The organism is Zhihengliuella sp. ISTPL4, from assembly GCF_002848265.1.
In the GTDB taxonomy this organism is placed as follows: Bacteria; Actinomycetota; Actinomycetes; order Actinomycetales; family Microbacteriaceae; genus Microbacterium.
The window spans coordinates 2,232,989-2,254,028 of record NZ_CP025422.1 but is presented as its reverse complement, the minus strand read 5'-3'; the positions used below and the strand labels follow the sequence as shown (position 1 = coordinate 2,254,028).

Annotated in this window: 17 protein-coding genes; 10 read left to right on the top strand and 7 right to left on the bottom strand. The window is 70.0% G+C overall.

Translation table 11 applies throughout. The features are described 5' to 3' along the window. Positions 1-4: 4 nt before the first annotated feature. The 3 genes from purM to CYL12_RS10780 are packed head-to-tail and all read left to right on the top strand — an operon-like array spanning position 5 to position 3,918. A complete protein-coding gene (gene purM, locus CYL12_RS10790) occupies positions 5-1,117 on the top strand; it encodes a phosphoribosylformylglycinamidine cyclo-ligase (protein WP_101847603.1) in 1,113 nt (370 codons plus the stop codon). 6 nt (positions 1,118-1,123) lie between these two features. Continuing rightward, entirely contained in the window at positions 1,124-2,596 is a 1,473-nt protein-coding gene (gene purF / locus CYL12_RS10785; RefSeq protein WP_071327787.1) for an amidophosphoribosyltransferase, read from the top strand. After that, on the top strand, positions 2,596-3,918 hold the full coding sequence (locus tag CYL12_RS10780) for an MFS transporter (RefSeq protein WP_101847602.1): 1,323 nt from the start codon (positions 2,596-2,598) through the stop codon (positions 3,916-3,918). The genes purF and CYL12_RS10780 overlap by 1 nt, the downstream gene beginning before the upstream one ends. A gap of 9 nt (positions 3,919-3,927) precedes the next feature. Here CYL12_RS10780 and CYL12_RS10775 read toward each other — a convergent pair whose 3' ends face one another. Continuing rightward, positions 3,928-4,962: a LacI family DNA-binding transcriptional regulator gene (locus CYL12_RS10775; RefSeq protein WP_101847601.1), complete on the bottom strand. Its 1,035-nt coding sequence runs from the start codon at positions 4,960-4,962 to the stop codon at positions 3,928-3,930. Positions 4,963-5,055: 93 nt separating this feature from the next. Here CYL12_RS10775 and CYL12_RS10770 point away from each other — a divergent pair, with 93 nt between their 5' ends. The 3 genes from CYL12_RS10770 (at position 5,056) to CYL12_RS10760 (ending at position 12,625) form a co-directional block, all read left to right on the top strand. Next, positions 5,056-6,873, top strand: a complete 1,818-nt coding sequence (locus tag CYL12_RS10770; RefSeq protein WP_101847600.1) for a glycoside hydrolase family 35 protein — start codon at positions 5,056-5,058, stop codon at positions 6,871-6,873. A 181-nt stretch (positions 6,874-7,054) separates the two neighbouring features. Continuing rightward, on the top strand, positions 7,055-12,238 hold the full coding sequence (locus CYL12_RS10765) for an endo-alpha-N-acetylgalactosaminidase family protein (protein ID WP_101848762.1): 5,184 nt from the start codon (positions 7,055-7,057) through the stop codon (positions 12,236-12,238). A gap of 153 nt (positions 12,239-12,391) precedes the next feature. Continuing rightward, positions 12,392-12,625 carry a FitA-like ribbon-helix-helix domain-containing protein gene (locus CYL12_RS10760; RefSeq protein WP_101847599.1) on the top strand — a complete coding sequence of 78 codons (234 nt, stop codon included), beginning with the start codon at positions 12,392-12,394 and terminating at the stop codon, positions 12,623-12,625. Positions 12,626-12,652: 27 nt separating this feature from the next. On the opposite strand, the gene CYL12_RS10755 is transcribed toward CYL12_RS10760, so the two are convergent. The 4 genes from CYL12_RS10755 to CYL12_RS10740 form a co-directional block, all read right to left on the bottom strand. Further along, a complete protein-coding gene (locus tag CYL12_RS10755) occupies positions 12,653-13,573 on the bottom strand; it encodes a carbohydrate ABC transporter permease (protein ID WP_101847598.1) in 921 nt (306 codons plus the stop codon). Further along, on the bottom strand, positions 13,570-14,544 hold the full coding sequence (locus CYL12_RS10750) for a carbohydrate ABC transporter permease (protein WP_101847597.1): 975 nt from the start codon (positions 14,542-14,544) through the stop codon (positions 13,570-13,572). Before CYL12_RS10750 ends, CYL12_RS10755 begins: the two co-directional genes overlap by 4 nt. An 89-nt stretch (positions 14,545-14,633) precedes the next feature. Continuing rightward, a complete protein-coding gene (locus CYL12_RS10745) occupies positions 14,634-15,947 on the bottom strand; it encodes an ABC transporter substrate-binding protein (RefSeq protein ID WP_101847596.1) in 1,314 nt (437 codons plus the stop codon). Positions 15,948-16,234: 287 nt separating this feature from the next. Then, complete coding sequence (locus tag CYL12_RS10740; RefSeq protein WP_025104705.1) at positions 16,235-16,426, bottom strand: DUF3073 domain-containing protein; 192 nt, start codon at positions 16,424-16,426, stop codon at positions 16,235-16,237. Positions 16,427-16,574: 148 nt separating this feature from the next. On the opposite strand from CYL12_RS10740, the gene CYL12_RS10735 reads away from it, so the two are divergent. Continuing rightward, entirely contained in the window at positions 16,575-17,117 is a 543-nt protein-coding gene (locus CYL12_RS10735; RefSeq protein ID WP_101847595.1) for a universal stress protein, read from the top strand. A gap of 63 nt (positions 17,118-17,180) precedes the next feature. On the opposite strand, the gene CYL12_RS10730 is transcribed toward CYL12_RS10735, so the two are convergent. Both CYL12_RS10730 and CYL12_RS10725 read right to left on the bottom strand, forming a co-directional pair. Further along, positions 17,181-17,807: a PadR family transcriptional regulator gene (locus CYL12_RS10730; protein WP_101847594.1), complete on the bottom strand. Its 627-nt coding sequence runs from the start codon at positions 17,805-17,807 to the stop codon at positions 17,181-17,183. Beyond that, positions 17,804-18,643, bottom strand: coding sequence for a DUF4097 family beta strand repeat-containing protein (locus CYL12_RS10725; protein ID WP_101847593.1), 840 nt, complete (start codon positions 18,641-18,643; stop codon positions 17,804-17,806). Before CYL12_RS10725 ends, CYL12_RS10730 begins: the two co-directional genes overlap by 4 nt. A gap of 213 nt (positions 18,644-18,856) precedes the next feature. On the opposite strand from CYL12_RS10725, the gene CYL12_RS10720 reads away from it, so the two are divergent. The 3 genes from CYL12_RS10720 (at position 18,857) to CYL12_RS10710 (ending at position 21,040) form a co-directional block, all read left to right on the top strand. Continuing rightward, positions 18,857-19,720, top strand: coding sequence for a MerR family transcriptional regulator (locus CYL12_RS10720; protein WP_101847592.1), 864 nt, complete (start codon positions 18,857-18,859; stop codon positions 19,718-19,720). 113 nt (positions 19,721-19,833) lie between these two features. Further along, entirely contained in the window at positions 19,834-20,229 is a 396-nt protein-coding gene (locus CYL12_RS10715; protein WP_101847591.1) for a hypothetical protein, read from the top strand. A 4-nt stretch (positions 20,230-20,233) separates the two neighbouring features. Then, positions 20,234-21,040, top strand: a complete 807-nt coding sequence (locus CYL12_RS10710) for a nitroreductase family protein (protein WP_101847590.1) — start codon at positions 20,234-20,236, stop codon at positions 21,038-21,040.

Sequence of the window (21,040 nt, the reverse complement as noted above, 5' to 3'; positions counted from 1 at the left end):
TCGAGTGGCTGCCTCCCCCACCAACCCCTATTCCGAAGCCGGCGTCGACACCGCGGCTGGTGACCTCGCCGTCGAGTTGATGAAGTCGTCCGTCCGCGCGACGCACGGCCCCGAAGTGCTCGGCGGTGTCGGCGGATTCGCCGGCCTGTTCGACGCCAGCGCCCTGCGCGATTTCCGGCGTCCGCTGCTGGCGACCAGCACCGACGGCGTCGGCACCAAGGTCGCTATCGCGCAGGCCATCGACAAGCACGACACGATCGGCCAGGACCTGGTCGGCATGGTCGTCGACGACATCGTGGTGGTGGGCGCGAAGCCGCTCTTCATGACCGACTACATCGCTTGCGGCAAGGTCGTCCCCGAGCGGATCGCGGACATCGTGCGCGGTATCGCCGAGGCGTGTGCGGCGACGGGTACGGCCCTCGTCGGCGGCGAGACGGCGGAGCATCCGGGTCTCCTCGGCCCGCGGGATTACGACGTCGCCGGGGCGGCGACGGGCGTGGTCGAGGCCGACGCCATCCTGGGCGCGGACCGCGTGCAGGACGGCGACGCCGTCATCGCGGTCGCCTCCAGTGGCCTCCACTCCAACGGCTACTCGCTCGTCCGCCACATCATCACCCGCGCCGGAATCTCGTACGGCGACAACGCCGCGGACTTCGGCTCGACCTGGGGCGAGGCTCTCCTCGAGCCCACGCGCCTCTACACGCTTCCCCTGCTGCGCCTGATCGAAGCCTCCGGCGGAGTCCACGCGCTGAGCCACGTCACCGGCGGCGGCATCGCTGCCAACCTCGCGCGCGTCCTGCCGCAGGGGAGCTGGGTCGAGGTCGACCGCAGCACGTGGTCACCGAGCCCCGTCTTCCGCGTGCTGAGCGACATCGCCGGCTCCACGCTGGAGTCCGCCGAGGGCACTTGGAACCTGGGCATCGGATTCCTCGCCGTGGTAGCGGCGGACAAGAAGGACGCCGCGATCGCGGCGCTGAACGCCGAGGGCATGCCCTCCTGGCAGGTCGGCACGGTGGGCTTCGGCCCGCGTCCGGCCGGCGAATTCGAACAGGGCGCCAAGGGCGTCGATGGTGGAGCGGTGCGCCTCGTCGGCGCCTACGCGGACGGAGCGAAGTAAGAGCCCATGTGCGGCATCGTCGGAATGGTGGGCTCTGCCCCGGTCAATCAGGACATCTACGACGCCCTCCTGCTGCTGCAGCATCGCGGGCAGGACGCGACGGGTATCGCCACCGCCGAGGCGAACGGCGTCATGCACAACGCCAAGGCCCAGGGGATGGTGCGCGAGGCGTTCCGCACCCGTGACATGCGCGGCCTACTGGGAAACGTCGGTCTCGGTCACGTCCGCTACGCCACCAAGGGCACCGCGTCCAGCGAAGAGGAGATGCAGCCGTTCTACGTGAACGCGCCCTACGGCATCATCCTCATCCACAACGGCAACCTCACGAACACGCGCGAGCTCGCCGCCGACATGGCGCAGCGCGACCGCCGGCACCTCAACTCGTCGAGCGACACCGAGCTGCTACTCAACGTGCTCGCCGGTGAGCTGCAGGCCACGACCTCCACGGTCGACCTCGACCCGGACCGGATCTTCGAGGCCGTCGCCCGCACGCATGACCGGATCGAGGGCGCGTACGCCGTGATCGCCGTCATCGCCAACTACGGCCTGCTCGCGTTCCGTGACCCGTTCGGCATCCGTCCGCTGATCCTCGGGCGTCGTCCGTCGGTCGTCCCCGGGGCCGAGGGCAAGGACGAGTGGGTCGTGGCGAGCGAGTCCCTCGTGCTGGAGAACGGCGACTACGAGGTCGTGCGCGAGGTCGAGCCCGGCGAGGCCGTGTTCATCACGAACGACGGCGAGCTGTTCACGAAGCAGTGCGCCGCCGAGACGCATCTCGCGCCGTGCGCGTTCGAGTACGTCTACCTCGCCCGTCCCGACTCGGTCATGAACGGCATCTCGGTCTACGAGTCGCGCCTGCGGATGGGCGACAAGCTCGCCGACACGATCGCGAAGCACGTGCCGATGGACAAGATCGACGTGGTCATGCCGATCCCCGACTCGTCCCGTCCCGCGGCCATGGAGGTCGCCCGCAAGCTCGGCATCGAGTACCGCGAGGGCTTCTACAAGAACCGCTACGTCGGCCGCACCTTCATCATGCCGGGGCAGGCGGTGCGCAAGAAGAGCGTCCGTCAGAAGCTCAATGCCATGTCCACGGAGTTCCAGGGCAAGAACGTGCTCCTGATCGACGACTCCATCGTCCGCGGCACCACCTCGAAGGAGATCATCCAGATGGCTCGGGATGCCGGAGCCGCCTCAGTGACCTTCGCCTCCGCCGCACCGCCGGTCCGGCACCCGCACGTGTACGGCATCAACATGCCGTCGCGGCACGAGCTCATCGCCCACGGCCGCACGATCCCCGAGATCGCGGAGGAGCTGGGCTGCGACCACCTCGTGTACCAGGAGGTCGACGACCTGAAGGCCGCGATCACCGAGGGCTCCGCGCTGGAAGACCTCGACATGAGCTGCTTCGACGGCCGCTACGTCACCGGCACCGTCACCGACGAGTACCTCGCTTGGGTGGAGGGGTCGCAGACCTCTTGATGTCCGGGTCCCTGAGCTCGCCGCAGGGCCGACCCCTCTGGCAGGGTCGCGCCCTCGCGCTGATCGGGATCGTGCTGGTCGCGTTCTCGCTGCGGTCGGCCGTCGCCTCGCTCTCTCCGGTCCTCGACCACGTCGCCGAGGACTTCCCGGTGGCCCCCGTGATCGTCGGGCTGATCGGTGCGGCTCCGCCCGTCTGCTTCGCGCTGTTCGGGCTGCTGACCCCGCTGTTCGAGCGCCGGTTCGGGCTGGAGCGGATGGCGGTCGTCGCCATCGTGCTGATGGCGGCGGGCATGCTGCTGCGCGGCCTCGCCCCCGACTCCTGGAGCCTGCTGGCCGCGACCGCGGTCGTGTTCGCCGGTGTGGGATCGGGCAACGTGCTGCTGCCGCCGCTGGTGAAGAAGTACTTCGCCGACCGCCTCGGCGTCATGATGACCGCGTACTCCACGACGCTCGCGGTCTCGACCTTCCTCCCGCCGCTGGTCGCCGTCCCCGTCGCGGACTCGCTCGGGTGGCGGATCTCGCTGGGCATGTGGGGCGTGGTGGCCGCACTCGCCCTCGTGCCGTGGGTCACGCTGCTGGTGCGCTCCCGCGGCGACGACCGCCCGGTGCCGACGGAGCTCCTTGTCCCCGATCCCACGGACGGCGTGGACGATGTGCGCGATGCCGTCGCCGCCTCGACCGGGCCGATCACGACGCAGTCCGCGAGCCCCCGGGTCTTCGGTCGGCTCTGGCGGCTGCCGCTGGCGTGGGCGCTCGCCCTCGTGTTCGGCACATCGTCGACCATGGCGTACGTCGCCTTCGCCTGGCTGCCGACCATCCTCGTCGACCTCGGCGGCGTGACCCCGGCGACCGCCGGCTTCCTGCTCTCGCTGTTCGCTCTCGTCGGGCTGCCCTGCTCCATGCTCGTGCCGGTGCTCGTCGTGCGGTTCCAGGCCACCCGCCCGCTCTTCTTCGTGGCCGTGGTCGCCGGTCTCGTCGGGCTTGCCGGGCTGTTGCTCTTCCCGACCGTCGCGCTGCCGCTGTGGGTCGCGATCTTCGGGCTCACCGCGATCATGTTCCCGCTGAGCCTCGTGCTCCTGAGCATCCGCGCCCGTACGCCGGAGAGCGCCGTCGCCCTCAGTGGCTTCGTGCAGAGCATCGGCTATGCGATCGCGGCGGTGTTCCCGCTCCTCGTCGGCCTCCTGCACGACACCAGCGGAGGGTGGCAGGTGCCGCTTCTGGTGGTCGCGGGGGTGCTGGTGGTCTCGGTGCCCGCGGGGATCATCGCCGGTCGCCGCCGCACGATCGAGGACGAGTGGGAGCGGCACCACGGCCGCTGGTGACCATCGCCGTCAGCGCGCTCGCCGGGGCGGGGCGGTCGAGGAGCGCACGACGAGCTGCGGGTCGGTGGAGGGCATCTCGCCGACCGGCTCCTGGCCCTCGATCTGGGTGATGAGCCGCAGGGCGGCGGCGCGGCCCATCGCCTCGAACGGCTGACGGACCGTCGTCAGCGCGGGGGAGGCGTACGCGGCGAGGGCGATGTCGTCGACGCTCACGACCGAGATGTCCTCGGGCACGCTGCGCCCCGCCTCGTGCAGGGCGCGGATGAGGCCGAAGGCCATCTCGTCGCTGCTGACGAAGACCGCGGTCGCCTCGGGGATCGCAGCGATGGTGCGCCCCGCCCGGTACCCGGACTCCGGGGTCCAGTCCGCCGGGATCACCGGCGGCGGGACGATGCCGCGCTCGCGGAGCGTCTGCTCCCAGGCCTCGCTGCGCTGCTGCGTCTCCGTCCAGTAGTCGTCGCCGGACACATGCCACACGGTCTCGTGGCCGAGGTCGAGGAGGTGCTCCACGGCGAGGCGGGCGATCGCACGCTGATCCACCGCGAGCGGGGCGTCCTCGTCGAGGGAGGTGCGTTCGCTGCGGGTGGCGGGGGTCCGCTCGGTGCGCGCCCGCATCGCCGGGGTGTCCAGGGCGATCGGGACACCGAGGATGATGCCCTCTGCGCCCTGCCGCTCCAGGCGATCGAAGGCCTCGAGGAAGGCGTCGTCCGACGCGTGGTCGGCTACCGCGGCGGTGGTCACGGTGTAGCCGTTCGCCGCCGCCGCCTGCTGGATGCCGACGCCGAGCGCGGCGGAGGAGTAGCGGTCGGTCGACACGACGATCACGCCGAGCACGCGGGTGCGGCCTGAGGCGAGCGAGGCCGCGGCGGCGTGCACCCGGTAGCCGAGCTCCTCGACTGCGGCGAGCACCCGTCGGGCGGTATCGGGGCGGACGTTGTCCTGCCCGGACATGACGCGCGAGACGGTCTGCGTGGAGACGCCGGCGAGGCGGGCGACGTCGACCTGGCTGGGGGCGCGGTCGTCTTTCGGGCGGCGAGGGGACATGCCCCAATGGTAGCGATCCATCCGCGGAAAACCAGGGAGCGCGGACCTCGGCGATGCGATAATGTGAACGCAAACAATCCGACTGGGAGTGCCATGTCCGACCTTCTCGCCGCGGCTTCCGACGGCTCCACCACCGCCGTCGCCGCGCCGACAGACGCCGCGGCTTCCGGCGCTCCCGCCCTGTCCTGGCGCGACGGGGAGATCCTCCGCGACGGCGTGCCCCACCGCATCCTGTCGGGCTCGATCCACTACTTCCGCGTGCACCCCGACCAGTGGGAGGATCGCCTGCGCCGGCTCGCCGCGATGGGCGCGAACACGGTCGACACCTACGTCGCCTGGAACTTCCATGAGCGGGTCGAGGGGGACATCCGCTTCGACGGCTGGCGGGATGTCGAGCGCTTCGTGCGGCTGGCCGGGGAGGTCGGTCTGGACGTCTTCCTCCGGCCGAGCCCGTACATCTGCGCGGAGTGGTCCAACGGCGGCCTTCCCTTCTGGCTGACCGGACGGGTCTCCGCGTTGCGGACGAGCGATCCCGCATTCCTCGCCGCGGTCGATGCCTGGTACGACGCCCTGCTCCCGCGGCTCGCGCCCCTGCAGGCGGCTCATGGCGGACCGATCGTGGCGATCCAGGTCGAGAACGAGTACGGCTCGTTCGGCAGCGACGCCGCCTACCTCGCCCACCTGCGCGACGGGCTCCGGCGACGGGGCATGGTGGAGATGCTCACGACGGCCGACGGGATCACGCCGGACATGATCGCGCACGGGAGTGTGCCCGGCGCGATGACGACGTTCACGTTCGGCACCGGGGTGCCGGTGGCCGCTTCCCTCCGGCGGCACGGCGAGGCACTCATGTGCAGCGAGCTCTGGGGAGGTTGGTTCGACCACTGGGGGGAGCGGCACCACGTGCGCTCGGCGGAAAGCATGGGCGGGACGATCCGGGAGCTTCTCGACGAGGGCGGATCGGTCAGTCTCTACATGGCGCACGGCGGCACCAACTTCGGCCTGTGGAACGGCGCGAACCACGATCTCGTCCTGCAGCCGACGGTGACCAGCTACGACTCCGATGCCCCGATCGGCGAGGACGGCACTCTGGGGGAGAAGTTCCATGCGCTACGTGCGCTCTTCGCTCCCTTCCATGCGGACGCGCTGCCGCCGGTGCCTGACCAGCCACGGCGGCAGTCCGCGGCCTCCGCGCCCCTGGAGCCGCGGGCTGCGCTGCTCGACCTCGTCCGGGTGACCCCGGTCGCCGGAGAGCTCTCGCCGCGCCCGCTGACCTTCGAGCAGCTCGGGGCGGAGGACGGCCTCGTCATCTACGAGGCTGACGTGTCGTTCCCCGACGAGGCGACGCTGACCGTCGACGGCCTGCACGATCGCGCGATCGTCTTCCTCGATGACCGCCGCCTCGGCGTGCTCGAACGCGACGGGGAGACGACGCTCGCGCTCCCCGCCGCCGGGGGCTCGGGGCGGCTGACGCTCGTCGTCGAGAGCCTCGGGCGCGTCAACTACGGGCCGTACACGGGCGAGGGCAAGGGCATCATGCGCGGGGTGATGATCGGCCGCCGTCTCGTGAACGGCTGGACGCATCGACTCCTCCCGCAGACGGCGCCGGTTCCGGACGCCGTCTCATCCGGCGGAGCGGACGGCCTCGCCGTCGCCGCGCTCGATATCGCCGAACCGCTGGACGCGTGGCTCGCCTTCCCCGGGGGCGGCAAGGGGATGGTGTGGCTGAACGGATTCCTTCTCGGCCGCTACTGGAGCATCGGTCCGCAGGAGACGCTCTACGCCCCGGCGCCGCTGTGGCGTACCGGGCGCAACGAGATCGTGGTGCTGGACACCGACGGCCTCGGTGCGACGGTGGAGATCCGCGAGGCTGCCTCGTTCGGGGAGACCGAGGAGTTCATCGGCTCCTGAGCTGGGCGCGCCAGGTGGTGACCTTCGGCCAATGTTTGCGCACACGGTGCATAACGCTCTTGCCTTAAGCTGCAGCGGCGCTCTACGGTGATAGCGCAAACATCGATCGAGGTCGATGATCCATCTGCGGCGCATCGGGGCGTCCCTTCCTCCGGCCGTCGCACCGTTCGAGAGGCAAGACGTGTCGACACCTTCCCGACCGCCGCGCACCGCCGTCGCCGTCAGCTCCCTGCTGGCGACGGCACTCGCGCTCGGCGGAGCGCTCCTCCCCGCGACTGCGGCGCAGGCCGCTGACCTCATCCCCGTGCCGAAGACGGACTACCGGCTGCACGCGGTTTCCAGCGAGTCGGATCCGTACCCGGCACCGCCCTCGCTCGACGGCACGGCCCTCGGCGCCTTCGACGGCGACTATGCGACGCAGTGGACGTCGCGGTACTCGTCCAACGCCCCCTTCCCGCACTGGATCGCCGTCGACCTGCAGCGTTCCCTCGCGGTCAAGGCGCTGGACTACTCGGTCAAGCGCGGGCAGAGCGTCGCGGCGAAGTCCGTCGAGGTGTATGTCACGGACGACGCCGACGCCGCGCGGACGTCCCCCGCGGACGGGGGATGGGGCCCCGCCGCCGCGGCCGCGACGCTGCACGCGCCCACCGCGAACGACGAGAAGCAGCGCATCACGCTGGAGACCGCGAAGGACGGCCGATACGTCGCGCTGCTCGTCATCGACGCGCAGGGCACCACGGGCGGCGGCGCCGGTGAGATCCAGGTGCTCTCCGACGAGGAGCTCCCGCCGATCGTGACGGAGCCGGAGACGCCGGAGCAGCCGGAGACCGGGGACGCTGTCGAGATCGCCGCGGGCGGCACCACGGCCACCGTCTCCTCCGCGTTCCCGCAGATCCTCGGCTACCGCGTGGGTGAGGAACGCCTCGGCGGGCAGAAGAGCTCCCCGCGCACCTGGGCGGTCAACGGCACCGCCTACGCGTCGACCACCACCTCGACGGCGAGCGCGACCGGCGTCGATTACGTCTCGACCCTGACCGGCATCGACGTCACCGTGCGCAGCAGCATCCGCGTCGCGGCGAACGGCACGGTCGAGTTCACCGTCACGGCGGTGGAGGGCTCCGCCGCCGTGAACACCCTGGCGCTCCCCGACAACGCGTTCCTCTCCGCGACGGCCGCCGACGGCGCCGTCCTCGACCGCACCGTGATCAGCCCGAACAGCACGACGAACGCCGACGAGCACATCGCCGTCGGAGCGGCGACGGCCACCGGAACGAAGGGCGCGGCCTTCGCGTTCCTCGGCGACGGGAGCCTCGCCGGCAGTGTGATCACGAACGCGACGACGCAGGCCTCCGGCGGCACCGCCTCGTGGAACAGCCGGCTCACCACGCGGGTGACCGCGACCGACGGGCGGACCGCGGAGATCGGCTCGAACACCTGGCTCATCCACCCCACCACCGCCGTCGACAGCAGGGTGGCGACCTACGCCCTGCCGAAGGTCACGGTGCTCCTCACGGCCGATCGCAACGGCGACGAGAGCGTGGACTGGCAGGACGCCGCGATCCGCTACCGCGAGGTCGACGCCCCGCGTCTCGGCGCGGACCGGGTGGCCGACCGTGTGATCAGTCGCATCCCGTTCAACTTCGCCTCCAGCGCCACGAACTACTTCGATCTCGTGCTCGACAACACCAAGCGCATCGCGAACCAGACCGACGGCCTCGGGCAGTGGGTGCTCAACAAGGGCTTCGGCAGCGAAGGGCACGACTCCGCGAACACCGACTACGGCGGGAACTACAACGAGCGTGCGGGCGGCCTCGCCGACCTGAACCGCCTCGTCGACGAGGGGGCGAAGCTCAACGCCGACATGAGCGTGCACGTCAACGCCACGGAGATCTACCCGCAGGCGGACGCGTTCGACGCGGCGATCCTCGACGGCACGCCGCCGTACAAGCCGGGCTGGAACTGGCTCGACCAGTCGTACTACATCAACCAGCAGACCGACCTCGGCACGGGACGCGTGCTCGACCGCTTCCAGCAGTTGCGGGACGAGGTTCCGGGGCTCAGCGGTGTCTACATCGACGTGTACTACTCCAACGGCTGGGTTGCCGAGGAGCTCGCGGACGAGCTGAACGCCATGGACCTCGAGGTCGCGACCGAGTGGGGCGACAAGTTCGTCGACAGCACGGTCTGGTCGCACTGGCCGAACGACCTCGCCTACGGCGGCAAGGACAACAAGGGCATCAACTCCACGATGGTGCGCTTCATCCAGAACGCGCAGGCGGACGTCTGGAACGACGACGTCCTCCTCGGTCAGCAGCGTCTCGTCGACGCCGAGGGCTGGGTGGGCAACCGCAACTGGGACGGCTTCATCGGCAACATCTGGTCGCAGAGCCTGCCGACGAAGTTCCTGCAGCACTTCGACCTGCAGACCTACGAGGCAGGGGTCGAGGCGACCTTCACCGACGACGTGGCGGCCCGGATCGTCGACGGTACCCGCGTCGTCACCATGGACGGCGCGACCGTCCTCCGCGGCGACTCCTACCTGCTGCCGTGGCAGTCGCTGGAATCGAACGCCGAGTCGGGTTCGCCCGTCGCCGCGGACAAGATGTACTTCTTCACGGCCTCCGGTGGGGAGAAGACGTTCGGTCTCACCGAGGCCTTCCGCGGCAACACGACCTTCGATGTGTTCGCGCTCGGTGACCAGGGACGCGAGAAGGTGCGCACCGTCACCGCGGTCGACGGGAAGCTGACGCTCTCCGGCGACGCGGGGACGGCCTACGTCGTCGTGCCCCAGGGTGGGGCGCAGCGGGCGCCGATCGAGTACCGCGACGCGGGCCTGGTCGACCCCGGATTCAACTCGGGGTCGCTGGACGGCTGGAATCCCCGGGGCGACGTGACCATCGAGCGCACGGACCTCGGCACGGCGAAGAACGCCTCCTGGGGCGACAACATCGCGGTGTTCGGCTCATCCGCCTCCGCGATCTCGCAGACCGTCACCGGGCTCACCCCCGGGGAGCGCTACACGTTCTCCGCGCAGGTGCAGATCGATCCGACGGCCACGCGGGACGTGAGCGTCGGGGTCGACACCGGGGGCGGCGTCGTGAGCCGCACCTGGAACCTCTCCCCGACGTACAACTACATGCGCGCCGACTCCAAGGCCGGTCAGTACTACCAGCGCGGATCGGTATCGTTCCTCGCGCCGGCCTCCGGCGAGGTGACCGTCTCGGTCTCGGCGGTCGCCGGTGACGCAGCGGTGCGGATCGACAACGCCAGGGTGATGGCGGACACGACGGCCCCGGCCGCGGCCGGCACCGTGTACTCGAACGACTTCGAGGGCAACCAGCCCGGGTGGGGCCCGTTCGTGAAGGGCGACGCCAACGGCATCGACGATCCGCGCACGAGCATCTCGCGGCGGCACGACCCGTACACGACGAGCGACTGGCGCAACACTTCCAAGCCGTTCGACAGCGGAGCCCTCGCGGGCCTCGCGGTGGACTCCACCCTCACCGGTGAGCACTCGCTGATGTCCCACTCCGAGAACTCCGGCGTCGTCTACCGGACCGACCCCACACTGGTGCCGCTGCAGGCCGGGCACACCTACCGCATCGGGTTCGACTACCAGGCCGGCGCGAGCGGGGCGTACCGCTGGCTGACAGGTACGGACGCCGTGATCGACGGGGAGATCTCCTCGACGACACTGCGTCGCACGCCCGTCGTGCAGGCGCTGGAGACCACCGCGTTCCAGGAGGACGTGATCGTGGGATGCGGCGACTACACGTGGGTCGGTTTGGAGCGGGTCGGCGGCCCGGACGTCGACTTCGTCCTCGACGACTTCACGGTCACCGACCTCGGTCCGACGGAGGGTGGCACCCCGTGCGCCACCGTCTCCGGCGAGGCCGTGAGCCTGAGCCCCGGTGCACAGACGCCCTTCACCACGACCTTCACCAACAGCGAGGACATTCTGGCGGAGAACGTCGGTGTGCAGCTCGATCTCCCGGACGGCTACACCGTCGAGGTCGCAGACGGATCGTCGAACCTGTTCGCGAAGGTCGCCCCCGGCGAGAGCGTGACGACCGACTGGCTGCTGACAGCACCGGCGTCGGCCGCGGGTTCCGCCGTCGGCATCGGGATCGCGGCCACCTACCTCGTCGACTGCGACGTGCGGACCGTGCAGACCGCGCAGGAGGCGGCTGTGGCCTCCCGCGCCCGTATCCCGAACGCGCAGATCACCGCGACCGCGAGCTCCGAGGAGACCGCGGGCGAGGACGGCAAGGCCGCGAACATGCTCGACGGCAACGCCGGGACGTTCTGGCACAGCCGCTGGAGCAGCGACGCCCCCGGGTATCCGCACGTCCTCACGTTCGACCTCGGGGCGGCGGAGACGGTCGACGGCGTCTCCTACCTGCGGCGCGGCGCGAACCAGAACGGCCCCATCAAGGGCTTCCAGGTCGCCGTCTCCGCCGACGGGCAGACCTTCACCGACGTGGCGGCGGGGGAGTGGAAGAACGTCGCGGAGTGGCAGGATGTCGACTTCGCAGCGACGACCGCGCGGTACGTGCGGGTGACGGCGACCTCGTCGATCTCGGGCACCCCGTTCGCGGCCGTGGCGGAGATGGCGGTGTACGGCACCACCGCCCCGCAGGGGGGTCATGCTCCGGAGACGCGACCCGAGGACGACCTCGGCGCGTGCGCGCCGGACACCGACCCGGCGGTGACGCTCGGCGCGGATGCCGTGCGGGCAGGGGAGACGGTCGAGGCTGTGCTCTCCGGCTTCGCGCCCCAGACCGCCGTCTCGTTCTGGTTGGACGGCGTGCGGCTCGCGGACGCGACCGTGGACGCGCGCGGCGCGCTCACCACCCGCGTCCTCATCCCCGCGGACGCGGCAGTCGGAAAGCACCGCTTCGTCGTCAAGGACGCCTCCGGCGCGGAGGTTGCCGGTGCCGCCCTCACCGTGAAGAAGGCGAAGCCGGCGAAGAAAGCCGTCCTCACCCCGTCGGTCGGCACCGTGGCAGCGGGGGACTCGCTCCGCGTGCAGCTCCGCGGCTTCGACCCCGAGTCCGTGGTGCAGCTCTGGCTGCACTCGGAGCCGGTCCGCGTGGGCGAGGTGACGATCGCCGCGGACGGCAGCGCGGTCGCGACCGTCATCATCCCGGCGGCCGCACCCGCGGGTGCCCATGCGCTCGTCGCGACGGACACAGAGGGCACCGAGCTCGCTCGAGCGGATCTCGCGGTCACCGCGGACGCGACCGCCGCGGGCGGGGCGCTGGCCACGACCGGCGCGGAGGGGATGACCTGGCTGGCGGTGGCTGTCGGGGCTCTCGCTCTGAGCGCAGTCGGCGCGGGGCTCTGGCGGCGGCGACGAAGCTGAGTCCGCCTGCACAGGAGAGGCCCGGGGTTCGCCCCGGGCCTCTTCTGCACGAGGCGGGGCGTTTCGCGGCTTCTCCACGGGTCGCGGTTCCGGGGCCGGAGAGCGTGCCTTCGGTCCTCGATACTCGAGGGGTAGCCACGAAAGGAGCCGCACATGCCGAACGTCCTCATCCGCGACCTCGACCCCGGCGTGTATTCCGTGCTCACCGCGCGAGCGCACGAGCGAGGACAGTCGCTGGAGCAGTACCTCTTGACCGAGCTCGCCCGCATCGCCGCTCGCCCGACGCTGTCGGAGCTCTTGAGTGGACGAGCGCAGGAGCCGGAGGTGACCGCGCTCACCCCGGAGCGCATCGTGGCCGCCGTGAACGAGGGGCGCGCCGGGCGGTGATCGTCGGTCTGTGTGCGGTCGAGGTGCCTAGCCCTTGACGGCGCCGGCGGCGAGACCGGAGCGCCAGTACTTCTGCAGCGTGAAGAACAGGGCGATGAGCGGGATCACGCCGAGCAGGGCCCCGAGCATGACGGCGCCCTTGTCAGGGGAGAAGTAGCTCATCATGCCGTAGAGGCCGAGGGTGACCGGCTTGAGGTCGGGGCTGGAGATCATCATCAGCGGGAGGAGGAAGTTGTTCCACGTGGCGACGAAGATGAACAGGAAGATCGTCACCATCGCGGGACCGAGCAGCCGCAGCACGATCGTGAAGAAGATCCGCGCTTCGCCAGCGCCGTCGATGCGGGCGGCCTCCAGCAGCTCCGTCGGCACGGACGACTGTGCGTAGACCATGCCGAGGAAGACGCCGAACGGCGAGACCGCCGAGGGGATGATGATCGCCCAGACCGTGTTCGTGAGGCCGAGCGCCTGGAACTCGATGTACAGCGGCACTGTGAGGAGGGCGACGGGCAGGAGGAGCCCGGCCATGATGATGCCGACCGCGAGCTTCTTGCCGGGGAAGGCGAACTTCGCGATCGCGTAGCCGGCCATCACGGCGAACAGCGTGCCGATGACCCCGGCGCTCAGCGAGTAAAACAGCGAGTTGCCGACCCAGCGCCAGAACAGCCCCTGCGTCCAGCCCATGAGGCTGTCGTAGTTGGCGGCGAGGTTCGGCTCGGCGAACCAGAACCCGAACGTCGAGGTGAGGTCGGTGTTGTTCTTCGTCGAGGCCACCACGAGCCAGAACACCGGCACGAGGAAGTACAGCGTGGCCACGACGAGGGCGATGATGCCGAACGTGCGGGCCGCGGGGCCGGGCGCGATCGACGGAGGAGGGGCGTCAGCCGCCTGCGGCTTCCGGGAGCGCCGCATCGTCGGCGGGGCCACGGTGACGAGTCGTGTGGTGGTCATGCGTCGCCCTTCCGCCGCTGGAGCAGTGCGTACACGATCGCGAGCACGCCCGCGATCCCGGCCATGAGCAGCGAGTACGCCGAAGCCGGGCCGCTGCCCGACGGTGACAGCTCGCCCATCATCGTGTTGTAGGTGAGCATCATCGGCGTGAAGTCCTTGCCCATCCAGGAGTTCGCGGCTTCCAGGATGACCGGCTCGTTGAACAGCTGGATGGTGCCGATGATCGACAGCAGCACGGCCAGCAGCGCGGCGCCGCGTACGAGCGGCACTTTGATGCGGGTCGCGATCTGGAATCCGGTCGCGCCGTCCAGGCGGGCGGCCTCGTAGAGGTCGCGGGGGATGGCCTGCAGGGCGCTGAGGAAGATGAGCATGTTGTAGCCCGTGTACGTCCACGTCGTCATGTTCGCCATCGAGAGGAGGATGGTCTGCGGCGCCATGAGGTCGGTCCCCTCGGGCAGATAGGGCAGGAAGGGCGACACCTCGGGGGTGTAGAGATAGAGCCACATCATCGCCGCGATGATGCCGGGGACGGCGTAGGGGAGGAAGAAGGCGAGGCGGAACAGCGCGGGGCGCCGAACGATGAACGAGTCCAGCAGCAGGGCCAGGGCGAGGGCCGCGATGATCATCACCGGGATCTGGAACGCCGCGTAGAGCACGACCCGTCCCATGCCGGCCCAGAACGCGCCGTCCGTCGCCGCCGCCGCGAAGTTGTCGAGGCCGACGAACGTGTCGACGAGCTCGCCGCCGCCGTACAGGCCGCCGCCGGCCGGCACCTGCGCGAAGAACGACGACCGGACCGACACGATGATCGGGATGAGGAAGACGACGGCGAACAGCAGCGCGAACGGCGCCATGAACAGCCACCCGGTCAGCCCCTCCCGTCGGATCCGCGATCGCCTGGTCGACGGGGCGACGGGGCGGCGCGCGGGCGGGGGCGGCGTCGCTGCCCGCGTCTCGGTCACTGTGGCCATGATGTGCCTCTCGCTCTCACGACGACGGCGGAGTGCACGATCGCCCGTGCACTCCGCCGTCGTTCATCCGATGATGCCGTCCGGTCCGGTCATTCCGCGACCGGGAGGCCGAGGTCCTCGAGCGACGCGACGGCCGTGTCCTGCGCCGTCGTGAAGATGTCGGCGACCGTGGCGGTGCCGGCGGCGGCCGCGGCGGCCGTCTCGTTCATGTTCGCCAGGGTCGAGAAGCCGGGGGCGTAGGGGAAGTCGGGGTTGAGGTTCTCGGTGGCGGTGCCGAGCTCGGCCAGCACATCCTGACCGCCGAACTGACGCAGCATCTTCTCGGGCGTCTCCACTTCGCCCTTCGCGGCCACGACGAGCCCCTGGGAGGCGAGGTCGTCGACCTGCGTGTTGAACCAGTCGTTGAACTCCATGGCGGCTTCGGGGTTCTCGCAGCCCTTCATGACCGAGACGCCGGAGCCGCCGTCGGGGCCCGTCATCGCCCCGGCGCCGAAGTCGGGGAGCTGGGCGACGCGCCACTGCCCCTCGGCCGGGGTGCCGTCCAGGGAGTCGAGGAGGAAGCCGGCCTCCCAGGCCGCACCGACGTGGCCGATGAGGCTGCCGTCGTTCAGCGCCGCCGTGAAGCCCTCGCCCCACCGCTCGGTCGCGAGCGTCTGCTTGCCGTCGAGCAGGCCCTGCCAGAAGGCGGCGACCCGCTCCGAGCCCGCCCCCTCGGCATCCACCTTCCACTCCTCGCCCTCCGTCGAGAACCAGGTGTCGCCGGCGGCGGCCGCCTGGCCGGAGAGCCAGTTCTGCGCCTCGTCCGGAGTGAACGCCGTGACGAACTTGCCGGCGGCGGCGGCCGTGGCCGAGGCAGCGGTCAGGTCGTCGAGCGTCGCCGGGGCGTCGAGGCCGAGCGCCTCGAACTCCGCCGTGTTGTAGAAGTAGACGAGGGGTCCGGTGTCTTGCGGGAGGCCCACGATCGCGTCGCCGACCCGCATGCCGCTGAACGCTCCGGCCGAGTAGTGGTCCTCGTACTTCTCGGCCTCCGCGGCGACGTCCTGCAGCAGGCCCTTCACGTAGAGCTGGGGCACCTCGGAGTATCCGGTCTGCGCGAGGCACGGGCCGTTCCCGGCCTTGATGTCGGTCTCGAGCTTGAGGATCATGTCGCTGGCCTTGCCGTCGAACTTCGTGGCCTTGACCTGGATGTCGGGGTGCTCCTCGTTCCAGCGGTCGACGATCTCGGTGACCGTGGTCATGCCCTCGCCGTCGGGGAGGCGGTGCATGTACTCGATGGTGACGGGCTCTCCGCTGGCGTCGCCGCCCCCGGAGGCGGCCGGGGCGCAAGCCGCGAGTCCGAACGCCGACACCGCGCCGAGGGCGACGACCGCGGCGACGCGGGGGGTGCGTGAGGTGGGTGCCATGCTGTTCTCCTCTTTGAGGTCATGTTCCTGCGGATCGCCCGAAGCCGGGACGCGGCGAGGGTGCGCCGTCGATCACATGCACATCAAATCAGAAAATGTTTGCGCTCACAAGACGCGGATCAGCGGGATGGCGACGAAGTCGCGTGGCGCGGCGGGAGCGCTGACATCGAGGATGACACCGATCTGCGGACAGCGTGCGCCGCACGGTACGAGCCAAGGACTCGGCGTCGCCGGCCGGGTACGAAGAAACACCCGCACGAGCCGTGCGGGTGTTTCGAACAGAGGGGCTAGGCCTTCTCTAGTTCGTCTTCGTCTTCGTCCGCGTACTCATCGGCCCACTTGTCGACGTAGGCGTCTTCGTCGGAGTCGCTCGAGTGCGCGAGCTCGCGCTCCAGCGCCGAATAGTTCACCGACGGACTGTACGCCTTGAGTTCGCGGGCGATCTTTGTGTGCTTCGCCTTCTGACGGCCACGGCCCATGCCTGAGACCCCCTCACGAGTTAGCTGCGGGCAGACGGGCGCCCGAGTCATTCACGACACCGGCTCGAGGCCGGTAAGAGTAGCATTCAGGATAGCACGCGGGGAACAGACCCTGGCCGCGGCCAGGCCGGCGAAGGGAGCGATCTCCATGACCGACAGCACCTCCACTCCGTCTGACGAGGCCACGCAGAACGCCGCTCTGCAGAAGGCCGTGATCGTGGGCATGCAACTCGATCAGGACCCGCATGTCCTCGACGAGGCCGTCCGCTTCGCCCGGCTGCTGAACGCGCCGCTCGTCGTCGCGCACGTCGACGTCACGCGATTCGTCACCTACGAGGATCCGGACGGCTACGTGCACTCGGCCCCGATCGACATCAACTTCGACGCGGGTGCCGCGGAGTTCGAGGCCGTCGAGGCCGCAGCCGCCACGGCGCTCTCGGGCAAGGGCGTCACGTGGACGGCGCGGCAGCTCGTCGGCGACCCGGCTCTGGCCATCAAGCAGCTCGCGAACAAGCTGGACGCGCAGCTCATCGTCGTCGGGACCCGGAAGCGCGGCATCGGCGAGTCCATCAGGGAGTTCTTCACCGGTTCCGTGGCCGCCCGCCTGGCCCACCGCCAGCACCGCTCCGTCCTCGTCGTGCCCCTCGGGGAGTCGGTGCCGGACGAGCAGAAGGAGATCTGGCCGGAGTGATCCGGGACACGACAAGGCCCCGCCGACGGATGTCGGCGGGGCCTCGTGCGGTGCGATGGCGGCTCAGGAGTCCGGTTGGCTCAGCGCCACCGTCACGCTGCGGGCGGCCTGATCCAGCGCGTTCTCCAGGTCGGTGACCACCGCCGCCGGAAGGACGCCGCCCTTCGCGACGTGGGTGCGCAGATCGGTGCGGATGCGGGCACGGAAGGCGTTCACGACGGCATCCGCGCGGTGCAGCTCCTCGCGGCTGGTCAATCGCGCGTCCTCGCTCGCGGTGCGGGGCTTGTTCTTCGCTGCGGCTCGGTCATCCTTGGTCGCCGTCGCCAGATCGGCGCGGAGGCTCTTCATCGCCTCCTGCACGCTCTGGCGCACCTCGTTCGCGATGAGTCGAACGGTGTCGGTGATGCCCGCCTCGATGTCGGCGAGGTCGTTCTCGCGAGAGGCGAGCTCGGCGCGCCCGGCGTCGGTGATCGCGTAGATCGTGGTGCGTCCGTCGACCGTCTTGGTGACCAGCCCCTCCTCCTCGAGCTTCGCGAGGCGCGGGTAGATCGTGCCGGCGCTCGGGGTGTACGTGCCGCCGGTGCGGTCGGTGAGGGACTGGATGATGCCGTAGCCGTGCTGCGGAGACTCCGCGAGCAGCGACAGCAGGTACAGGCGCAGATCGCCGTGGGAGAAGACCGCGGGACTCATGCTTCCCACTCCGGGTCGTTCTCGATCGTCTGCGGAGCGCGGCGGAGAACCGTCACTCCTCCGGAGACGGAGTTGGCGCGGAGGTCGACGAAGCGTCCCGCGAGCTCGCCGGTCGTGCCGTTGTAGGTGCTCGGACCGGACGTGCTGCGCTCGACACCGTCGATGAGCAGGCGGCCGCTGAGCGAGCGGATGACGTAGTTCGCCGCGAGGGACTCGTCGAGCCGCACGGTGGTGCCGCCGGAGACCGAGTTCACGGTGATCGTGTTGACGTCGCCCGCGGCGTCCACCAGCGTCGAGCCGGAGACGATGTCGACCGTGGCCTTGCGGATCGCCCCGGTGACGGCCACGTCTCCCGAGACGCTGTTGGCGTTGATCGAGCCGGTGAGGTTGCGCACCTGCACGTCGCCGGAGACGGAGTTGACGCTGAGGTCGCCGATGAGGGTGTCGACGATGATGTCGCCGGACACGGTGTTGAGGCGGGTGTCGGTGCGGATCCCCGACACGAGGGCGCCGGCGCTCACGACGCCGAGGGTCAGGGCGATGGAGCGCGGGACGGCCACGCTCACCTCGGCGCGCGGGCCGCCGGAGCCGAAGTTGCGGAACACCTCGAGGAAGTTGTCCCAGCCGAGCTGCGGGTGGTCGATCTCGACCTCCCCGTCGCGGGACTCGATGCGGAGGTCCTTGGTGGTGACGCCGTGCACCTCGATCCGGATGCCGGGTTCGTCGTGGGCGATGACGTCGACCTGTCCGCCGACGAGGCCCACCTTGAGCCGGGTCGCGGAGGCGATGTCGATGACGCGTTCCTCGCCGGGGGCGATGAGCCACTTCTCGGTCATGTCTGCTTCTCCTGTGTCGAGGGATTCACGATATATCGTGTTGCCGTCACGATAACACGATATATCTCGATTTCGTCACCCCCTCTTTCCTTCGAATCGCCTGATCGGTCCCATCTCGGTACGGAAATGGAGCCATTCAGGCGATTTGAACGGAGTTGACATTGACGTAACGGCAACTTCTACGGTGGAGGGGAACGACAGGAAGGAGGCGGGATGAGTGAGCGGGACTGGTCGATTCAGGAGATCGCGCGGCTCGCGGGGACGACGAGCCGGACGTTGCGCCACTACGACGACATCGGGCTGCTGCCGCCGTCGCGCATCGCGGCCAACGGTTACCGGCACTATGACGCCGCGGCCCTGGTGCGGTTGCAGCGGATCCTCCTGCTGAGGGAGCTCGGGCTCGGGCTGCCGCAGATCGGGGAGGTGCTGGGCCCTTCGACAGGCTCAGGGACCCAGGCGGTCGGCTCAGGGACCCAGGCGGTCGGCTCAGGGGCCCAGGGCGACGGCTCGGCGGCGGAGGCATCGGCCCTCGAGGCCCACCTCGCGCTGCTGCGCGAGGAGCAGACCCGACTGGCGCGGCAGATCGCGTCGGTCGAATCCACCATCACGGCATTGAGAGGAGGTGAGAACCTCATGGCAGAGAACATGTTCGACGGCTTCGACCACACGCAGTACAAGCAGGAGGTCGAGGACCGCTGGGGGAAGAAGGCCTACGCCGACGGCGACCGCTGGTGGCGCGGGATGAGCGACGCCGAGCGCGCCGACTGGCAGCAGCGCGTGTCCGACCTCGGACGCGACTGGATCGCCGCGGCAGAGAGCGGCATCGATCCGGCGTCCGCCGAGGCGCAGGAGCTCGCGCGTCGTCACGTCGCCTGGCTCACGGGCATCCCCGGCACTCCGGCCGCCGCCCTTCGGGAGGGACCGGACGCCGCAGCCAAGGCGTACGTCATCGGTCTCGGCGAGATGTACGTCGCAGACCCGCGCTTCGGCGCGAACTACGCGACGTCCGCGGGTGGCACGCGCGGCGCGGAGTTCGTCCGCGACGCGCTCCGCATCTACGCGGAAGTCTCCCTCTGATCCATCGAGCCACCCCCTTGCGTACGACCCACCCCGCTGCGGTCGTACTCAAGGGGGTGGCTCGCACGCAAGGGGGTGGATCGGGGGAGGAGGGGAGGGCGTAGGGTCGTGCCATGACGGGGCGAGCGCGACGGGCACGACGGAAGCGCCGGCACGACCGCCCCGCGTCCGGAGCCTTCGCCGCGGCGGCGACGGCGTATGCGGCGAACTGCGCCCTCGGGGCCGCGGTGGCGGCACGGCTCATCGACACTCGTCGGTTCCGCTGGGTGCATCACGCCCTCTACATCCTGACCTGTGCGACGACGGGACTCGCCGTCGTCGCAGGCCTCGCCGCCGGCGCGCCGCGCGGACGCCGCGCCGCCCGCGCGCTCCTCCCCGCCGCCATCCCCCTGGCCGCGATCCCCTACGCCGGCACGCACACCCGGCGACACCCCCTCGTCGCCCTCACGGCGGCGCCCTTCGTCCTCGCGGGCCTCGTGGTCTCGCGCCTCCCCTCCGACCGGAAGTGACTGCATGGAACTCCTCGACGCCATCCGCCGCCGCAAGACCACGAACGGAGCGTTCCTGCCCGACCCGGTCTCCGAGGAGCACCAGCGCATCCTCCTGGAGGCGGCCGGTCGTGCGCCGTCGCAGCTCAACAGCCAGCCGTGGCGGTTCGTCGTGATCGAGAACCGCGACACGATCGACGAGATCGCGCGCATCTCCGGCGAAAGCATGACGGAGGCGATGTCGAACGGCACATTCTTCGAGCGGTACAAGCCGTACTTCCGCTTCAGCCAGGAGGAGATGGAGGAGAAGCGCAGCGGCATGCTGTTCGACAAGCTCCCTGCGCCGCTGCGGCCCTTCACATCGCAGGTGTTCACCAAGCGTGGCCAGACCCTGATGAACACGTTCGGCGTGCCGAAGACGCTGGGCTCGGAGAACCGGAAGCTCGTGGCCGGATCGCCCCTCCTGCTCGGCGTCATGCTCGATCGCAGCGAGTACCGGCCGGGGCAGCTGTCGTCGTTCTATTCCGTGTTCAGCATGGGTGCGGCCATGGAGAACGTCTGGCTGACCACGGTCGAGCTGGGCATGGGCATCCAGTTCATCTCGTTCCCGATGGAGGTGCCGGGGCGCTGGGACGAGATCGTGCGATTGCTGCGGGTGCCCGACGACCTGGAGCTCATGGCCGTCTACCGGCTCGGTTACCTGCCGCCGGAGCAGCGCCGCCCGGCGATCGACTGGTCCAGCAGTCAGCGCAAGCTCGTGTCGCAGTACGTGTTCCGCGAGGACTGCGACAGCCCGCAGCAGGGCTGGGACGCTCCGCCGGCCCGGACCTGA

Coding starts and splice junctions, on each gene's coding strand:
- purF (WP_071327787.1), top strand. CDS start 1,124: ATGTGCGGCATCGTCGGAATGGTGGGCTCTGCCCCGGTCAATCAGGAC.
- CYL12_RS10780 (WP_101847602.1), top strand. CDS start 2,596: ATGTCCGGGTCCCTGAGCTCGCCGCAGGGCCGACCCCTCTGGCAGGGT.
- CYL12_RS10775 (WP_101847601.1), bottom strand. CDS start 4,962: ATGTCCCCTCGCCGCCCGAAAGACGACCGCGCCCCCAGCCAGGTCGAC.
- CYL12_RS10770 (WP_101847600.1), top strand. CDS start 5,056: ATGTCCGACCTTCTCGCCGCGGCTTCCGACGGCTCCACCACCGCCGTC.
- CYL12_RS10760 (WP_101847599.1), top strand. CDS start 12,392: ATGCCGAACGTCCTCATCCGCGACCTCGACCCCGGCGTGTATTCCGTG.
- CYL12_RS10755 (WP_101847598.1), bottom strand. CDS start 13,573: ATGACCACCACACGACTCGTCACCGTGGCCCCGCCGACGATGCGGCGC.
- CYL12_RS10750 (WP_101847597.1), bottom strand. CDS start 14,544: ATGGCCACAGTGACCGAGACGCGGGCAGCGACGCCGCCCCCGCCCGCG.
- CYL12_RS10745 (WP_101847596.1), bottom strand. CDS start 15,947: ATGGCACCCACCTCACGCACCCCCCGCGTCGCCGCGGTCGTCGCCCTC.
- CYL12_RS10740 (WP_025104705.1), bottom strand. CDS start 16,426: ATGGGCCGTGGCCGTCAGAAGGCGAAGCACACAAAGATCGCCCGCGAA.
- CYL12_RS10735 (WP_101847595.1), top strand. CDS start 16,575: ATGACCGACAGCACCTCCACTCCGTCTGACGAGGCCACGCAGAACGCC.
- CYL12_RS10730 (WP_101847594.1), bottom strand. CDS start 17,807: ATGAGTCCCGCGGTCTTCTCCCACGGCGATCTGCGCCTGTACCTGCTG.
- CYL12_RS10725 (WP_101847593.1), bottom strand. CDS start 18,643: ATGACCGAGAAGTGGCTCATCGCCCCCGGCGAGGAACGCGTCATCGAC.
- CYL12_RS10720 (WP_101847592.1), top strand. CDS start 18,857: ATGAGTGAGCGGGACTGGTCGATTCAGGAGATCGCGCGGCTCGCGGGG.
- CYL12_RS10715 (WP_101847591.1), top strand. CDS start 19,834: ATGACGGGGCGAGCGCGACGGGCACGACGGAAGCGCCGGCACGACCGC.
- CYL12_RS10710 (WP_101847590.1), top strand. CDS start 20,234: ATGGAACTCCTCGACGCCATCCGCCGCCGCAAGACCACGAACGGAGCG.